We start from the raw sequence: 17209 nt of genomic DNA on the forward strand, positions 1-17209 counted from the left end.
TCAGCCCTGCGCCGCGAGTATGCGCTCGGCTTCGGCCAGCCGCTCATGGGTGCCGACATCCACCCAACGGCCGGCGAAATACTCGCCGCTGACCTGGCCCGCCGCCATCGCCTGGCGCAGCAGCGGCGCCAACTTGAAGGCGCCCGCCTGACAGTCCGCGAATAACGCCGGATCGAGCACCGCGATGCCGCTGTAGGTCAGGCTCGGTACAACCTCCTGCGCATCGCTGACCAGGCCGGCGTCCAGACAGAAATCCCCGCGCGCGTGGTGCGCGGGGTTATCCACTAGCACCAGATGGGCCAAGCCCGCGCGGGGCTCCTGGAGCGCGGCGAAATCGTAATCGGTCCAGATATCGCCGTTGACCACCAGAAAGGGCGCCTCGCCGAGCAACGGCAAGGCACGGAATATGCCCCCACCGGTCTCCAGCGGTTCGCCTTCGGCCGAGTAGCTGATGCTCAGGCCGAACCGCGCGCCATCACCCAGATGGTCCTCGATCTGCTGGCCGAGCCAGGCATGGTTGATCACCACTTCGCGCACGCCCGCCGCCGCCAGCGCCCGCAGGTGGTACTCGATCAGGGGCGCGCCCGCCACCCGCACCAGGGGCTTGGGCGTGTGCAAGGTCAGGGGGCGCATGCGCTCGCCTTTGCCGGCGGCGAGGATCATCGCCTTCATGCCGGTGCGACCTCGGCCTGCGGCAGGCTGGCAAGCAGCTCACCGAGTTCGGCCAGCTCCGGCCGACGCGCCAGCACCGCTTCTATATAGGCGAAGAAGCGCGGCACATCGCCGAGGTACTTCGGCTTGCCGTCCCGGTGGCAGATGCGCGCGAAGATGCCGATGACCTTGAGGTGGCGCTGCACCCCCATCAGGTCACTGGCCCGCAGAAAGTCCTCGAGCTCGGGCTGCACCGCTATGCCGGCTGCACCCGCCCGCTGCCAGTAATCCGTCAACCAGCCACGCACCCGTGCTTGCGGCCAACTGAGGAAGGCATCCTTGAACAGGCAGGTGACGTCATAGGTGACCGGCCCGTAGACCGCATCCTGGAAATCCAGCACCCCCGGATTGGGCTGGCTGTCCATCAGGTTGCGGGGCATGAAGTCGCGGTGCACCAGCACTTGGGGCTGGGCCAGGGCACTGTCGATCAACAGCGTGCAGACCCGTTGCCAGGCCGCCAGTTGCTCGCCACTCAGCTCGATGCCCAGCTGCCGGCGCAGGTACCAATCCGGAAACAGCTGCAACTCGCGGCGCAGCAAGGCATCGTCGTAATGCGGCAATTGCCCATCGAGCGGCAAGCGCTGGAATGCCAGCAAGGCCTGCAGCGCATCGGCGAACAAGGCATCGGCGTTCTGCTCGTCGATCACCTCGAGGTAGGTCTGCCGGCCCAGATCGGAAAGCAATAGAAAGCCCCGCTCCAGATCCGCTGCCAAGATTTGCGGCACATTCACTCCGGCCTCAGCCAACATCCCGGCGACCTTGACGAAGGGCCGGCAATCTTCCTGGGGGGGCGGAGCATCCATGACGATCAGACTGCGCCCCTCGCCTTCCCAGCGAAAGTAACGGCGAAAACTCGCATCGCTGCTGGCTGCCGTCAGCGTCGCGGGCGGAACGGCGCCCCAGCCGCGGGCAATGAACAGGGCGGGCAAATGCTGGTCGAGCCAGCCAGACAGCTGTTGCAGGCGTACATCTTCATCAAGCATTACAAGGGTCTCCGACGGCGCTAGCCGTTGTGCGGGTCATGCTTTATTATCCAGCATCTTTTTCAGCCCATCGAGAGGCGTGCGGTCCTAGCGGGCCGATTGCGCGCAGGAAGCCCGGACTACAAGATGGCAGCAAAATACCCCGCGTTCCGCAAAAAATTTCCGCTGCTGGTTACCGGCAGTCTATTGGCCTTGCAACCCGTTGCCACTCAATATGTGGTCGCCGCCGAGCAGTTCGACTGCCAGGTGTCCGCCTCTGGCGGTTGGGCCTGCACGCCGAAAACGGACACCACCGCGCTCCCGCCACGCCCTGTGCACAGCACCGGCGCGGTGAGTTCGACGGTCGGCACTGCCGCTGAGAAGCCCGGCACCGCTGCAGCTGCGGCCACCAGCGAAGGGCCAACGCCCAAACTGGTTACCGAGAGCGAAGGCAAAGGCCTGGCGACCCGTAGCGCTGACTTCAGCCACTTGGACTGGGTGCCACGCGACAAACTCACCGCTGCCCAACTGGCCGAAACCGGCCCCTACTGCGCCGGCGCCTATATCGAGCCGACCCGCCCCGGCATGAGCGATGAGACACCGCTCAAAGAAGCGCCGATGTTCGTGTCCGCCAAAGCTTCGCGCTACGAGCAGGAACAACAGGTCGCGACCCTGGCCGGCGATGTGGTGCTGCGCCAGGGCAGCATGCAAGTCGAAGCCGACGAGGCCAGCTTGCTGCAAGCCGAGAACCGTGGCGAGCTGAACGGCAACGTCAGGCTGCGCGATAACGGCGCACTGGTCGTCGGCGATCACGCCGAGCTGCAGCTGGACAACGGCGAAGCCAAGATCGATAACGCCGAATATGTGCTGCACAAGGCCAATGTTCGCGGCAATGCGCTGTACGCCAAGCGCCAGGAAGACGCCATCATCCGCCTCAAGGATGGCACCTACACCCGCTGCGAACCGGGCAGCAACGCCTGGAACCTGAAAGGCAACAACATCACGCTGAACCCGGCCACCGGTTTCGGCACGGCCACCAACGTGACCCTGCGAGTGAAGGACATCCCCGTCTTTTACACGCCGTACATCTATTTCCCGATCGACGACCGTCGCCAGTCCGGCTTCTTGCCGCCGAGCATCGGCACGTCCAGCGACACCGGCTTCATGCTGGTCACGCCTTATTACTTCAACCTCGCGCCGAACTACGACGCCACCCTCTACCCGCGCTACATGAGCGAACGCGGCCTGATGATGGAAGGCGAGTTCCGCTACCTGACCAAAAGCAGCGAAGGGCAACTGGGCGCCTCTTATCTGGATGACCAGGAAGACGAGCGCAAGGACGAGCCGAAGTACGAAGACCAGCGCTACCTCTATAACTGGCAACACAAGGGCGGCCTGGACTCGCGCCTGCTCAGCGAAGTCGATTACACCAAGATCAGCGACCCGTACTACTTCCAGGACCTGGAAACCGACCTGGATGTCAGCAACCAGACCTTCGTCGACCAGCAAGGCAGCCTGACCTACCGGGGCGACAGTTACACCGCGCGACTCAATGTGCATGCCTACGAGCTGGCCACGGTCACGGACGTCACGCCTTACGACCGACTGCCACAGGTCACCTTCAATGGCGCCCTGCCGTTCCAGCCGGGTGGCTTGAACTTCACCTACGGCACCGAGTTCGTACGTTTCGACCGTAATCTGGATGAATATGTATTCGAAGGCACGGCAAGCCCGGACAGCAACCTGCGTGGGCTGACGCGTACCACCGGCGACCGCGCCCATCTGGAGCCAGGCGTCGGCCTGCCGCTGAACTGGAACTGGGGCTTCGTCAAACCGACGGTCAAATACCTCTACACCGACTACAGCCTGGACCTGGACCAGCGGGGTAAAAACACCCTCGCCGCCGGCCAGAGCTTCGAGAGCAATCAGGATCGCGGCGTTCCGCTCTACAGCCTGGACGGCGGCCTGTATTTCGACCGCAACACCACGCTCTTCGGCAGCCCGTTCCGCCAGACCCTGGAACCGCGCCTGTACTACCTGAACGTGCCGTTCCGCGACCAGTCGGACATCCCGGTCTTCGACACCAGCGAAACCACCTTCAGCTACAACTCCCTGTGGCGCGAGAACCGCTTCTCGAGCAAGGACCGCATCGGCGATGCCAACCAGCTGTCGCTCGGCACCGCCAGCCGCTTTATCGAGCCGGATGGCTTCGAACGCGCCCGCGTTGCCGTCGGCCAGATCTTCTACTTCGAAGACCGCCGCGTGCAGCTGCCGGGTATCACCGAGAAAGAGACTGCCTCCACCTCGCCGTACGCCCTGACCGGTCAATATCGCTTCAACCGCGACTGGCGCCTGTCCTCCGACTACAACTGGGATCCCGACCAGGGCGAAACCCGCTCGGGCAACCTGATGTTCCATTACCAGCCGGAAGCCGAGCCGGGCAAGATCGTCAACGCCGGCTACCGCTACCGCAACGACACCAAGCGCTTCAACCCGAACACCGGTGAGTTCGAGTTCGGCGGCGAAGAGTACAAAATCGACCAGTCCGACTTCTCGATCATCTGGCCGGTCGTTCCGCAGTGGAGCGCGATTGCGCGCTGGCAGTTCGACTACAACCAGAGCCGCACGCTCGAAGCCTTTGGTGGTTTTGAATACGACAGCTGCTGCTGGAAGTTGCGCCTGATCAACCGTTACTGGGTCGAGTACGACGAGTTCGCACTCAACCGTGACGAGCAAGGCGACCGCGGGATCTTCCTGCAAATCGTGCTGAAGGGCCTCGGTGGCGTCGTCGGCAACAAGGTAGAGGGTTTCCTCGACCAAGGCATTCAAGGTTACCGTGAACGTGAAGACCAAGCTTACTGATTGTCTGCGCCCGCTGTTGCTGGGCGCAGTGCTTCTGAGTACTGCGGCGCATGCCGAAGTGCAATCCATCAACCGCGTCGTGGCCATCGTCGATAGCGACGTGATCATGCAGAGCCAGCTCGACAACCGGCTGCGCGAGGTGCAACAAACCATCGCCAAGCGCGGCGCGGCCTTGCCGCCCGAGCATGTCCTGAGCCAGCAGGTGCTGGAACGCCTGATCATCGAGAACATCCAGCTGCAAATCGGTGATCGCTCGGGCATCCGCATCACCGACGAAGAGCTGAACCAGGCGATCGGCACCATTGCCCAGCGCAATAACATGAGCGTCGAGCAGTTCCGTGCGGCGCTGGCCCAGGACGGCCTGTCCTACGACGACGCCCGCGACCAGGTGCGCCGGGAAATGGTCATCAGCCGTGTACGGCAACGTCGCGTGGCCGAGCGCATTCAAGTGACCGACCAGGAAGTGCAGAACTTTCTCGCCTCCGACCTGGGCAAAATGCAGCTCTCGGAAGAATTCCGCCTGGCCAACATCCTGATTCCAGTGCCGGAAAGCTCCTCGCCGGAAACCATTCAAGCGGCCGACCGTCAAGCGCAGGAGCTCTATCAGCAGCTCAAGCAAGGTGCTGACTTCGCGCAACTGGCGATCGCACGCTCTGCCAGCGAGACTGCCCTGGAAGGCGGCGAAATGGGCTGGCGCAAAGCCGGGCAGATGCCGCCACCGTTCGACAACATGATCGCGGCTCTGGCCGTTGGCGAAGTGACCGAACCAGTACGCACGCCCGGCGGCTTCATCATTCTCAAGCTGCTGGAGAAGCGCGGTGGCGGTTCCCAGGTGAAGGACGAAGTGCATGTGCGCCACATCTTGATCAAGCCGAGCGAAATCCGCAGCGAAGCCGAGACCCAGCGCCTGGCCGAACGCCTGTATGAGCGCATCCTCGCGGGCGAAGACTTTGCCGAACTGGCGAAGAGCTTCTCCGAAGACCCGGGCTCGGCCTTGAACGGCGGCGACCTCAACTGGATCGACCCGAACGCTTTGGTTCCTGAGTTCCGTGCAGTGATGGCGACCACCGCCAGTGGCGAACTGTCGAAACCGTTCAAGAGCCCCTATGGCTGGCACGTACTGCAGGTCATTGGCCGCCGCGCCACCGACAGCAGCGAAGAGTTCCGTGAACAGCAGGCGCTGAACGTACTGCGCAACCGCAAATACGACGAAGAACTGCAAGCCTGGTTGCGCCAAATCCGCGACGAGGCCTACGTAGAAACCAAGCTGTGAGCCCACAGCGCTTCGCTCTGACGCCCGGCGAGCCTGCCGGCATAGGTCCCGACCTGTGCCTGCTGCTCGCCAGCCATGCACAACCCCACCCCCTGATCGCAATCGCCAGCCGTGACCTGCTCGTCGAGCGGGCCGCGCAGTTGGCGTTGAACGTACACTTGTTGGCGGTCGCGCCGGACGCCTGGCCGGATGTCCCGGCACCCGCCGGCAGCCTGTACGTCTGGGATACGCCTTTGCGCGCGAAGGTGGAATCCGGCCAGCTCGATCCGGCCAATGCCGCCTATGTGCTGGAAACCCTGACCCGCGCCGGCCAAGGCTGCGTCAACGGCGACTTCGCCGGGATGATCACCGCCCCGGTGCACAAGGGCGTGATCAACGAGGCCGGCATTGCCTTCTCCGGCCACACCGAGTTTCTCGCCGACCTCACCCACACCGCGCAAGTGGTGATGCTCCTGGCAACCCGCGGCTTGCGCGTCGCCCTGGTGACCACGCACCTACCGCTCAAGGACGTGGCCGCGGCCATTACCGCCGAACGCCTGGAGCGGGTCACACGCATCCTCCACGCCGACCTGGTCAGCAAGTTCGGCATCGCTGCGCCACGCATCCTGGTCTGCGGCCTGAACCCGCACGCCGGTGAAGGCGGCCACCTCGGTCGCGAAGAGCTCGACGTCATCGAACCCACACTGGAACGCCTGCGCAGCGACGGCCTGAACCTGATTGGCCCGCTGCCGGCCGACACCCTTTTCACCCCCAAATATCTGGAGCACTGCGACGCAGTGCTGGCGATGTACCACGACCAGGGGCTGCCGGTGCTGAAGTACAAAGGCTTCGGCGCCGCCGTCAATGTGACCCTGGGCCTGCCGATCATCCGCACCTCGGTCGATCACGGCACCGCGCTGGATCTTGCCGGCAGCGGCAAGATCGACACCGGCAGCCTGCAGGTCGCACTGGAAACCGCCTACCAGATGGCCGAGAACCTATGACTGAGCACTACCAACACCGTGCGCGTAAGCGCTTCGGCCAGAATTTTTTGCATGATGCCGGGGTCATTCACCGCATCCTGCGGGCCATTCACGCACGCCCAGGCGAACGCCTGCTGGAGATCGGCCCAGGGCAAGGCGCCCTCACCGAGGGGCTGCTATCCAGCGGTGCACATTTGGATGTAGTGGAGCTGGACCTCGATCTGATCCCGCTGCTGAAACACAAATTCGAAGCGAACCCCAACTTCACCCTGCACCAGGGCGATGCGCTGAAGTTCGACTTCGCCAGCCTGAATCCTGGAGCGCATAGCTTGCGGGTGGTGGGCAACCTACCCTACAACATCTCCACACCACTGATCTTCCATCTGCTCGAGCATGCTGCGCTGATCCGCGACATGCACTTCATGCTGCAGAAGGAAGTGGTCGAGCGCCTGGCGGCGACGCCCGGCGGCGGCGACTGGGGCCGGCTGTCGATCATGGTGCAGTACCACTGCCAGGTGGAGCACCTGTTCAACGTCGGCTCCGGGGCCTTCAAGCCCGCGCCCAAGGTCGACTCGGCCATCGTTCGTCTGGTGCCGCATGCAACCCTGCCGCACCCGGCGAAAGACCACCGGCAACTCGAGCGCGTGGTGCGCGAGGCGTTCAATCAGCGCCGTAAAACGCTGCGCAACACGCTCAAGGCCCTGCTCAGCAGCGACCAGATCGACGCCGCCAATGTCGATGGCAGCTTGCGCCCCGAGCAGCTGGACCTGGCCGCCTTTGTGCGCCTGGCGGACAAACTGTGCGAGCAGACGAGCGCCGAGTAGGTCCTGCGGCGCGGCGGGGGAAATACGTTCAAGCCTGCACTCGGCAAAATTGAACAGTTATTTTTCAGGCCGCGCACTAAACTCGACTTCCGGCCGTTCCGCTATCAGAGCCATTCGCATGTCCGATCCCCGCTATCAGGTCGACGTCAGCGTCGTCACCCGCTTTCTCCCGGAGCAGTCGCAGCCGGAGCAGAACCGCTTTGCGTTCGCCTACACCGTGACCATCCACAACAACGGCCAACTGGCTACCAAGCTGCTGTCACGCTACTGGCTGATTACCGACGGCGATGGCCGTGTCCAGGAAGTCCGCGGCCCCGGCGTGATTGGCCAGCAACCGCTGATCGAAGCCGGACAAAGCCACACGTACAGCAGCGGCACCGTGATGGGCACCCGCGTCGGCACCATGCAGGGCAGTTATCAGATGCTCGCCGATGACGGCAAACGCTTCGACGCCATCATCGCACCGTTCCGCCTGGCCGTGCCCGGAGCCCTGCACTGATGACGGTGTACGCGGTCGGCGACCTGCAAGGCTGCCTGCAACCCCTGCAATGCCTGCTGCAACGTGTCGCCTTCAACCCCGCCGAAGACCGTCTCTGGCTGGTTGGCGACCTGGTCAACCGTGGCCCGCAGTCGCTGGAAACCCTGCGCTTTCTCTACGCCATGCGCGACTCGCTGGTGTGCGTGCTGGGCAACCACGACCTGCACCTGCTGGCGGTGGCGCACAACATCGAACGCCTGAAGAAAGCCGACACCCTGCGCGAGATCCTCGAAGCGCCTGATCGCGACGACCTGCTCGACTGGCTGCGGCGACAAAAGCTGCTGCATTATGACGCCGAGCGCGACATCGTCCTGGTGCATGCCGGCATCCCTCCGCAGTGGACACTGAAGAAGGCCCTCAGATGCGCCGCCGAGGTCGAAGAAGCGCTGCTCGACGATGCCCGCCTGCCGCTGTTCCTCGACGGTATGTATGGCAACGAGCCGACCAAGTGGGACAAGGACCTCAAAGGCGTGACCCGTCTGCGGGTGATCACCAATTACTTCACCCGCATGCGTTTTTGCACCGCCGACGGCAGCCTCGACCTGAAGAGCAAAGAAGGCCTCGACAGCGCCCCACCCGGCTACGCGCCCTGGTTCAGCTACGCCGGGCGCAAGACCCGTGGGCAGAAACTGATCTTCGGGCACTGGGCCGCGCTGGAAGGCCAATGCAATGAGCCCGGTCTGTTCGCCCTCGACACCGGCTGTGTGTGGGGCGGGGCCATGACCTTATTGAATGTCGACAGCGGCGAGCGACACCACTGCGACTGCACGGAGAACCATCCATGAATGACTTCAAACGCATCCCCCCCGAACAAGCCCAGGCCCTGCGCGAGCAAGGCGCAGTGGTGGTCGACGTGCGTGACCCGCAGAGCTTTGCCATGGGCCATATCAGCGGCTCGCGGCACCTGGACAACCACTCGCTGCACGACTTCATCGCCAAGGCCGACCTCGACCAGCCGCTGATCGTCACCTGTTACCACGGCAACTCCAGCCAGAGCGCCGCGGCCTATCTGGTCAGCCAAGGCTTTTCCGAGGTTTACAGCCTGGATGGTGGCTTCGAGCTGTGGCGCGCGACCTTCCCGGCCGAGACCGCCAGCGAGCCGACCGAATAAAAAATTTCTGCATGGCGATCCCGCGCCAGCACTGGGCTCCCGCCCTACTCTGACGAACGGTAATTCCGACTTATCGTTCGTCAGCCCTTGACCTTGCCAATTCCGAACTATCCTTACCCCCAGGCCATCCAAAATAGGGGAGAGCCGGCACACCGGCTTCCGGGCTATCGGCAGCGACCTTTTAGGTGTTCTGGGGGATTCTCACCCGCCGACTCGTCGGCAGGTTGCCAGCACCCGCACGACCGATCCCGCGCCGGTTCCGAGCATCAAGCGAGGTGACGTCATGAGTATTTTCAGCCACTTCCAACAGCGTTTCGAAGCAACCCGCCAGGAGGAGTATTCCCTTCAGGAATACCTTGAGCTGTGCAAGCAGGACCGCAGCACCTATGCCACGGCGGCGGAACGCCTGCTGCTGGCCATTGGCGAACCGGAATTGCTCGACACCTCGAACAATTCGCGACTCTCGCGAATTTTCTCCAACAAGGTGATTCGCCGCTATCCGGCCTTCGAAGACTTCCACGGCATGGAAGAGTGCATCGACCAGATCGTGTCCTTCTTCCGCCATGCCGCCCAAGGCCTGGAAGAGAAGAAACAGATCCTCTACCTGCTCGGGCCGGTGGGCGGCGGCAAGTCCTCCCTGGCGGAAAAGCTCAAACAACTGATGGAAAAGGTGCCCTTCTACGCGATCAAGGGCTCGCCGGTGTTCGAGTCGCCATTGGGACTGTTCAATACCACCGAGGACGGCGCGATCCTCGAAGAGGACTTCGGCATTCCGCGGCGCTACCTGAGCACGGTGATCTCGCCCTGGGCCACCAAACGCCTGACTGAGTTCGGCGGCGATATCAGCCAGTTCCGCGTGGTCAAACTCTACCCGTCGATCCTTAACCAGATCGCCATCGCCAAAACCGAACCCGGCGATGAAAACAACCAGGATATCTCCGCCCTGGTCGGCAAGGTCGACATCCGCAAGCTAGAGGACTTCCCGCAGAACGACGCCGACGCCTACAGCTACTCCGGCGCCCTGTGCCGCGCCAACCAGGGGCTGATGGAGTTCGTCGAGATGTTCAAGGCACCAATCAAGGTCCTGCACCCGCTGCTGACCGCCACCCAGGAAGGCAACTACAACAGCACCGAGGGCCTGGGCGGCCTGCCGTTCAGCGGCATCCTGCTGGCCCACTCCAACGAATCGGAATGGCACAGCTTCCGCAACAACAAGAACAACGAAGCCTTCATCGACCGGATCTACATCGTCAAGGTGCCCTACTGCCTGCGCGTCAGCGACGAGATCAAGATTTACGACAAGCTGCTGTTCAACAGCTCGCTGGCCAAGGCCCATTGCGCCCCGGACACCCTGAAGATGCTGGCGCAGTTCTCGGTGCTCTCGCGCCTGAAGGAGCCGGACAATTCCAACGTCTACTCGAAGATGCGCGTCTACGACGGCGAAAACCTCAAGGACACCGATCCCAAGGCCAAGTCGATCCAGGAATACCGCGACAGCGCCGGTGTCGACGAAGGCATGAACGGGCTATCGACCCGCTTCGCCTTCAAGATCCTCTCCAAGGTGTTCAACTTCGACCCGCACGAAATCGCCGCCAACCCGGTGCACCTGCTGTATGTGCTGGAACAGCAGATCGAGCAGGAACAATTCCCGGCCGAGGTGCGCGAGCGCTACCTGCGCTACATCAAGGAATACCTGGCGCCGCGCTATATCGAGTTCATCGGCAAGGAAATCCAGACCGCCTACCTGGAGTCCTACAGCGAGTACGGCCAGAACATCTTCGACCGCTACGTGCTGTACGCCGACTTCTGGATTCAGGATCAGGAATACCGCGACCCGGAAACCGGCGAAATCCTCAACCGCGTGGCCCTCAACGAGGAACTGGAGAAGATCGAGAAACCGGCCGGGATCAGCAACCCGAAAGACTTCCGCAACGAAATCGTCAACTTCGTGCTGCGTGCCCGCGCCAACAACAACGGTAAGAACCCGACCTGGCTCAGCTACGAGAAACTGCGCGTAGTGATCGAGAAGAAAATGTTCTCCAACACCGAGGACCTGCTGCCGGTCATCAGCTTCAATGCCAAGGCGAGCAAGGAGGATCAACAGAAACACAACGACTTTGTCTCCCGCATGGTCGAGCGCGGCTACACCGACAAGCAGGTTCGCCTGTTGTCCGAGTGGTACCTGCGGGTCAGAAAGTCGCAGTAAGCCGCCACCGGCCCGCCCGGTCGTTGTTGCCGCAGAGCCTGCGCCCATCACGGACGCAGGCTCCAAGAGCCGGTTCAAGCTCGCCGCGAGCGCAGTGGATATTGAACAGGCTCTAAGGAGCGCCCATGAGTTATGTGATCGACCGACGCCTGAACGGCAAGAACAAGAGCACGGTGAACCGCCAGCGCTTTCTGCGGCGTTATCGTGATCACATCAAGAAGGCGGTGGAAGAAGCCGTCAGCCGCCGCTCCATAACCGACATGGAGCACGGCGAACAGATCAGCATTCCCGGTCGCGATATCGACGAGCCGTTGTTGCATCACGGCCGGGGCGGCAAGCAAACCGTGGTGCATCCGGGCAACAAGGAGTTCACCACCGGCGAGCGCATCCCGCGCCCAAGCGGCGGTGGCGGCGGCAAGGGGGCCGGCAAGGCCAGCAACTCCGGCGAAGGCATGGACGAGTTCGTCTTCCAGATCACCCAGGAGGAGTTTCTCGACTTTATGTTCGAGGACCTGGAACTGCCCAACCTGGTAAAACGCCACCTGAGCGGCAGCGACACCTTCAAGACCGTACGCGCGGGGATCAGCAACGAAGGCAACCCTTCACGGATCAATATCGTCCGCACCCTCAGGTCGGCCCATGCACGGCGTATCGCGCTGTCCGGCAGCAGCCGCCTCAAACTGCACTTAACCGAGCTCGAACTGGAGCGCCTTAAACGCGAAGAACCTGACAACTTCGCCGACATTCAGCTCACGGAAGCGGAAATAGTCCGCCTACGCGCGCGGATCAAAAAAGTCCCCTTTCTCGACACCTTCGACCTCAAGTACAACCTGCTGGTCAAGCATCCGAACCCCAGCTCCAAGGCCGTGATGTTCTGCCTGATGGACGTCTCCGGCTCCATGACCCAAGCCACCAAGGACATCGCCAAGCGCTTCTTCATCCTCCTGTACCTGTTCCTCAAGCGGAACTACGAGAAGATCGAGGTGGTGTTCATACGCCACCACACCAGCGCCCGTGAGGTCGACGAGGAAGAGTTCTTCTACTCCCGGGAAACCGGCGGCACCATCGTTTCCAGCGCCCTCAAGCTGATGCAGGAGGTCATGGCCGAGCGCTACCCGATCAACGAATGGAACATCTACGCCGCCCAGGCCTCGGACGGTGACAACTGGAACGATGACTCGCCCATTTGCCGCGACATCCTGCTCAAGCAAATCATGCCGTTCGTGCAGTACTTCACCTACGTCGAGATCACCCCGCGCGAACACCAGGCACTGTGGTTCGAGTACGAACAGGTCGGCGAGGCCTTCGCCGACACCTTCGCCCAGCAGCAACTGGTGTCTGCCGGGGACATTTACCCAGTGTTCCGCGAACTCTTCCAGCGCCGGCTCGTAACATGAGGTCTTCTGACATGAGCGCACGCGAGAAAAAAGGCCAACCCATTTCCACCGGCTCGGAATGGACCTTCGAGTTGATCCGCGCTTACGACCGCGAAATCAGCCGGATCGCCGAAGGCTATGCGCTGGACACCTACCCGAATCAGATCGAAGTGATTACCGCCGAGCAGATGATGGATGCCTATGCCTCCGTCGGCATGCCGCTGGGCTATCACCACTGGTCCTACGGCAAACACTTCCTCAGCACCGAGAAATCCTACACTCGCGGGCAGATGGGCCTGGCCTACGAAATCGTGATCAACTCCGACCCCTGCATCGCCTACCTGATGGAAGAGAACACCATGTGCATGCAGGCCCTGGTGGTGGCGCATGCCTGCTACGGGCACAACAGCTTCTTCAAGGGCAACTACCTGTTCCGCACCTGGACCGACGCCAGCTCGATCATCGACTACCTGGTGTTCGCCAAGCAGTACATCATGCAATGCGAGGAACGCCACGGCATCGATGCCGTGGAAGACCTGCTGGACTCCTGCCACGCCCTGATGAACTACGGCGTGGACCGCTACAAACGCCCCTACCCGATCTCCGCCGAAGAGGAACGGCGGCGGCAGAAAGACCGCGAAGAACACCTGCAGAAGCAGATCAACGACCTCTGGCGCACCATCCCCAAAGGCGCCGGCAAGGGCAGCGATAAAGACAACAAACGCTTCCCCTCGGAGCCCCAGGAAAACATCCTGTATTTCCTGGAGAAACACGCACCGCTGCTCGAGCCCTGGCAGCGCGAAGTGGTGCGCATCGTGCGCAAGATCGCGCAGTACTTCTACCCACAACGCCAGACCCAGGTGATGAACGAAGGCTGGGCGACCTTCTGGCACTACACCCTCATGAACGACCTGTATGACGAAGGCCTGGTCACCGACGGCTTCATGATGGAGTTCCTCCAGTCGCACACCAGCGTGGTCTACCAACCGGCATTCGACAGCCCCCATTACAGCGGCATCAACCCCTACACCCTGGGTTTTGCCATGTACCGCGACATCCGCCGCATCTGCGAAGCACCGACCGAAGAGGACCGGCACTGGTTCCCGGATATCGCCGGCAGCGACTGGCTCACGACCCTGAAATTCGCCATGAACAGCTTCAAGGATGAGAGTTTCATCCTGCAGTACCTCTCCCCCAAGGTGATCCGCGACCTCAAGCTGTTCAGCATCATGGATGACGACCAGAAGGACGAGCTGCTGGTCTCGGCGATTCACAACGAACCGGGTTATCGCATCATCCGTGAAACCCTCGCCGCCCAGTACAACCTCGGCAACCGCGAACCCAACATCCAGATCTGGAGCATCGACCGGCGTGGCGACCGCTCCCTGACCCTGCGGCACCAGCAGCACGATCGCAAGCCGCTCGGCGAATCCACCGAAGAGGTACTCAAACACCTGCACCGCCTGTGGGGCTTCGATATCCATTTGGAAACCGTGCGCGGCGAGCAGATCGTACAGACCCAGCACGTCCCCCCCAGATCCGAGCAGGAAAGCACGGGCGACTATCCACGGCTTGACCTGATCATCCCACCCATTTGATCGGTTGACCGCTCGCAAGCTGCCGCCGAGCATGCACCAATCGTTCGCGGAGCTTGCCGCCCCATGCGTGTATTCGTCGTTTTGCTGCTCTGCCTGACACTGGCCACCTGTTCCAGCCACATCCCGCAGATCCGCGTGATGCACGCCGCAACGCCCGCCCTGGCGAGCCTCCATGGTTTTCAGTTGTTGCCACCGCAGCAAGCCCTCAGCAGCGAGTTACCTTTGCGCGAACATTACACTCAACTCGCATCGCTGTTGCACCAGGGCCTGGCCGCACGCGGTTATCAGCAAAGCCAGCAAGCCGAATTGCGGGTGTATTACTGGCTGGCCGTGCGCGACACCCCGCTGGAGTTTCGCGTCGATGTGCCACCACCCAACCCGCTCGGCACCTACCAGGCCATCCACCGCCTGCACGATGAAACCGGCACCCTGCGCGTACGGATAACCGACCTGCACGACCAGGTACTCTGGGAAGGGCTGGCCAGCACCGGCCTGAGCCCCGCCTGGGACAGCGCCGAACAGCTACAACGCGCGGTGGCCGCGCTACTGCAACACATTCCCGAGGCCCACTGAGCCTCCGTTTTCAGGGCGCAGCGGTTATGCTGTCGCGCTAACGGAGGGGTTTCCCATGCAGATTTACAAGGTCGGCGGCGCAGTGCGCGACCGCTTGCTCGGTCGCCCGGTCAGCGACATCGATTGGCTGGTGGTCGGCGCCACGGCCGAAGCGATGCAGGCCCTGGGGTTCCGCCCGGTCGGGGATGACTTCCCGGTATTTCTCCACCCGCAGAGCGGCGAGGAATACGCCCTCGCCCGTACCGAGCGCAAAAGCGGACGCGGCTACGGCGGCTTCACCTTCTATGCCAGCCCCGAGGTCACCCTCGAAGAAGACCTGATCCGCCGCGACCTGACGATCAACGCCATGGCCGAAGACGAGCACGGCGTGCTCTACGACCCCTACGGCGGCCAGCGTGACCTCGCCGCCGGCCTGCTGCGCCATGTCTCTCCAGCCTTTGCCGAAGACCCGCTGCGGGTGCTGCGCGTCGCTCGCTTCGCCGCCCGCTATGCGCCACTGGGTTTTCACGTCGCCGCCGAAACCCTGGGCTTGATGCGCCAACTCAGCGAATCCGGCGAGCTGCTGGCGCTGACGCCCGAACGCAGCTGGAAAGAGTTGTCCCGCGCCTTGCTGGAGCCACGCCCGGACATATTCATCGACGTGCTGCGCAGCTGTGGCGCCCTCAAGGCCTTGCTGCCGGAAGTCGACGCCCTGTTCGGCGTGCCGCAGCCGGCCGCCCACCACCCGGAAATCGATACCGGCACCCACGTGCTCAGCGTGCTGCGCCAATGCGCCGAGCATGCGCAGCCGCTGACGGTGCGCTGGGCCTGCCTGCTGCATGACCTGGGCAAGGGCCTGACAGCGGAAACCGAGTGGCCGCAACATGTCGCCCACGAGCAGAAGGGCCTGCGCCTGATTCACGCGGTCAACGAACGCTGCAAGGCGCCGCGTGACTGTCAGGAACTGGCGCTGCTGGTCGGCGAGTACCACACCCACGGTCATCGCGCCCTGGAGCTCAAACCCGCAACCCTGCTCGAGCTGCTACAGCGCTTCGACGTCTATCGCCGGCCGTCGCGTTTCGAGGAGTTCATCGGCGCCTGCGAAATGGACGCCCGCGGCCGTCTGGGCCTGGAGCAACGCGACTACCCCCAGGCCGCCTACCTGCGCGGCGCGGCCGAAGCAGCCCGCGCGGTAACGGTTCAGCCGTTACTGGCGCAGGGCCTCAAAGGTGCAGAGCTGGGAGAAGCGCTGACGCGTGAGCGCCTGACCGCACTCAAAGCGTACAAGGCCGAGGCGCTGAAAGCCTGAAGCAGATTTCTGGGAAAGAGTCCTTGTAGGCGCGGCTTCGGTTATAGCGCGGGGAACGCCAAGCTCAGCTCCGGCGGCGTCAGCTCGCCGCCACGCCACTGGAAGGCCACCGGCCAGAGTTGCTGATCGATCCGCGCCTCGGCCCAGAGTTCGGCAAACGTTTTACCGACCCCCGGATGCAGCCGCTGCGGCACCAACAGGGCCAGCGGCCAAAGCACGAACGCGTTTTTCAGGATTTCCGCGCGCGGCAGTATCAGGCCGTCGAAATTGCCGACCTGCTCGCCATACAGCAGCACATCGATATCCAGCGGCAGGCCCTTGCGCTCAGGCGCATAGCGGCCGTTGTCGGCCTCGATGAACTTCAGACGGCGGTCCAACTCGATCAACGGCAAATCCGTGTGCGCGGTCACCACCAGGTTGTAGAAGGGGCCGCTTTTGATCCCCACCGGCTGACTCTCGAACACCGGCGAGCAATGCAAGCCCTGCAGAAAGCCGGACAGCGCCTCAAGACCGGCGGTCAGATGCGCTTCGCGCTCGATATTGCTACCGAGGCCAAGCAGAATCGGGGTCAGAGACATCCGCGCTCGATCTCCACACCGACACCACCACTGGCTGCCGGCACCGCGCCAGGCTTGGTCAGCTTCAAGCGCAGCCAGGGAATCTGGAACTCGCTCATCAGCGTCTCGGCCAGGCGCTCGGCGAAGGTTTCCACCAGGATGAACTGCGCTTGCGCGGCAAACGCCTGGATTCGCGCCGCCACGCTGGCATAGTCGAGCGCCTTGCTCAGATCGTCACCGGCCGCCGCCAGGCGGTTATCCCAGGCAAAACTCAGGTCCAGGCGCAGGCACTGGCGAATGTCACGCTCCCAGTCATACGCACCGATCACGGTGTCGACTTCCAGACCTTCGATAAACACTCTGTCCAA

16 protein-coding genes are annotated in these 17209 nt (G+C 62.7%); 12 read left to right on the forward strand and 4 right to left on the reverse strand.

Going from position 1 to position 17209, the window contains the following annotated elements:
- Positions 1 to 672, reverse strand: coding sequence for an N-acetylmuramate alpha-1-phosphate uridylyltransferase MurU (gene murU / locus AC3IYG_RS20215; protein ID WP_489311262.1), 672 nt, complete (start codon positions 670 to 672; stop codon positions 1 to 3).
- Entirely contained in the window at positions 669 to 1694 is a 1026-nt protein-coding gene (locus tag AC3IYG_RS20220; protein ID WP_489311263.1) for an aminoglycoside phosphotransferase family protein, read from the reverse strand. The genes murU and AC3IYG_RS20220 overlap by 4 nt, the downstream gene beginning before the upstream one ends.
- A gap of 126 nt (positions 1695 to 1820) precedes the next feature.
- Between AC3IYG_RS20220 and AC3IYG_RS20225 the strand changes: the two genes are divergently transcribed.
- The 12 genes from AC3IYG_RS20225 (at position 1821) to AC3IYG_RS20280 (ending at position 16284) form a co-directional block, all read left to right on the forward strand.
- Positions 1821 to 4535, forward strand: coding sequence for an LPS-assembly protein LptD (locus tag AC3IYG_RS20225; protein ID WP_489311264.1), 2715 nt, complete (start codon positions 1821 to 1823; stop codon positions 4533 to 4535).
- Positions 4516 to 5808 carry a peptidylprolyl isomerase gene (locus AC3IYG_RS20230; RefSeq protein WP_489311265.1) on the forward strand — a complete coding sequence of 431 codons (1293 nt, stop codon included), beginning with the start codon at positions 4516 to 4518 and terminating at the stop codon, positions 5806 to 5808. The genes AC3IYG_RS20225 and AC3IYG_RS20230 overlap by 20 nt, the downstream gene beginning before the upstream one ends.
- Complete coding sequence (gene pdxA / locus AC3IYG_RS20235; RefSeq protein ID WP_489311266.1) at positions 5805 to 6791, forward strand: 4-hydroxythreonine-4-phosphate dehydrogenase PdxA; 987 nt, start codon at positions 5805 to 5807, stop codon at positions 6789 to 6791. The genes AC3IYG_RS20230 and pdxA overlap by 4 nt, the downstream gene beginning before the upstream one ends.
- The gene (gene rsmA, locus AC3IYG_RS20240) at positions 6788 to 7594 is read left to right on the forward strand and encodes a 16S rRNA (adenine(1518)-N(6)/adenine(1519)-N(6))-dimethyltransferase RsmA (protein WP_489311267.1); all 807 of its coding nucleotides are present in this window, start codon (positions 6788 to 6790) and stop codon (positions 7592 to 7594) included. The genes pdxA and rsmA overlap by 4 nt, the downstream gene beginning before the upstream one ends.
- 118 nt (positions 7595 to 7712) lie before the next feature.
- Positions 7713 to 8093, forward strand: a complete 381-nt coding sequence (apaG, locus tag AC3IYG_RS20245; RefSeq protein WP_489311268.1) for a Co2+/Mg2+ efflux protein ApaG — start codon at positions 7713 to 7715, stop codon at positions 8091 to 8093.
- The gene (locus AC3IYG_RS20250; protein WP_489311269.1) at positions 8093 to 8917 is read left to right on the forward strand and encodes a symmetrical bis(5'-nucleosyl)-tetraphosphatase; all 825 of its coding nucleotides are present in this window, start codon (positions 8093 to 8095) and stop codon (positions 8915 to 8917) included. The genes apaG and AC3IYG_RS20250 overlap by 1 nt, the downstream gene beginning before the upstream one ends.
- On the forward strand, positions 8914 to 9243 hold the full coding sequence (glpE, locus tag AC3IYG_RS20255) for a thiosulfate sulfurtransferase GlpE (RefSeq protein ID WP_489311270.1): 330 nt from the start codon (positions 8914 to 8916) through the stop codon (positions 9241 to 9243). Before AC3IYG_RS20250 ends, glpE begins: the two co-directional genes overlap by 4 nt.
- A gap of 283 nt (positions 9244 to 9526) precedes the next feature.
- Positions 9527 to 11449: a PrkA family serine protein kinase gene (locus AC3IYG_RS20260; RefSeq protein ID WP_489311271.1), complete on the forward strand. Its 1923-nt coding sequence runs from the start codon at positions 9527 to 9529 to the stop codon at positions 11447 to 11449.
- Between the two features lie 125 nt (positions 11450 to 11574).
- Positions 11575 to 12846 (forward strand): YeaH/YhbH family protein, encoded by a 1272-nt coding sequence (locus AC3IYG_RS20265; RefSeq protein ID WP_489311272.1) that lies wholly within the window; start codon positions 11575 to 11577, stop codon positions 12844 to 12846.
- Positions 12847 to 12857: 11 nt separating this feature from the next.
- Complete coding sequence (locus AC3IYG_RS20270; RefSeq protein ID WP_489311273.1) at positions 12858 to 14423, forward strand: SpoVR family protein; 1566 nt, start codon at positions 12858 to 12860, stop codon at positions 14421 to 14423.
- A gap of 63 nt (positions 14424 to 14486) precedes the next feature.
- On the forward strand, positions 14487 to 14996 hold the full coding sequence (locus AC3IYG_RS20275) for a DUF4136 domain-containing protein (protein ID WP_489311274.1): 510 nt from the start codon (positions 14487 to 14489) through the stop codon (positions 14994 to 14996).
- Between the two features lie 55 nt (positions 14997 to 15051).
- Complete coding sequence (locus AC3IYG_RS20280; protein ID WP_489311275.1) at positions 15052 to 16284, forward strand: multifunctional CCA addition/repair protein; 1233 nt, start codon at positions 15052 to 15054, stop codon at positions 16282 to 16284.
- Positions 16285 to 16325: 41 nt separating this feature from the next.
- On the opposite strand, the gene folK is transcribed toward AC3IYG_RS20280, so the two are convergent.
- Both folK and folB read right to left on the reverse strand, forming a co-directional pair.
- Positions 16326 to 16862, reverse strand: coding sequence for a 2-amino-4-hydroxy-6-hydroxymethyldihydropteridine diphosphokinase (gene folK, locus AC3IYG_RS20285; RefSeq protein ID WP_489311276.1), 537 nt, complete (start codon positions 16860 to 16862; stop codon positions 16326 to 16328).
- Positions 16853 to 17209 carry a dihydroneopterin aldolase gene (gene folB / locus AC3IYG_RS20290; protein WP_489311277.1) on the reverse strand — a complete coding sequence of 119 codons (357 nt, stop codon included), beginning with the start codon at positions 17207 to 17209 and terminating at the stop codon, positions 16853 to 16855. Before folB ends, folK begins: the two co-directional genes overlap by 10 nt.

Source organism: Pseudomonas sp. KH_027 (genome assembly GCF_057838565.1).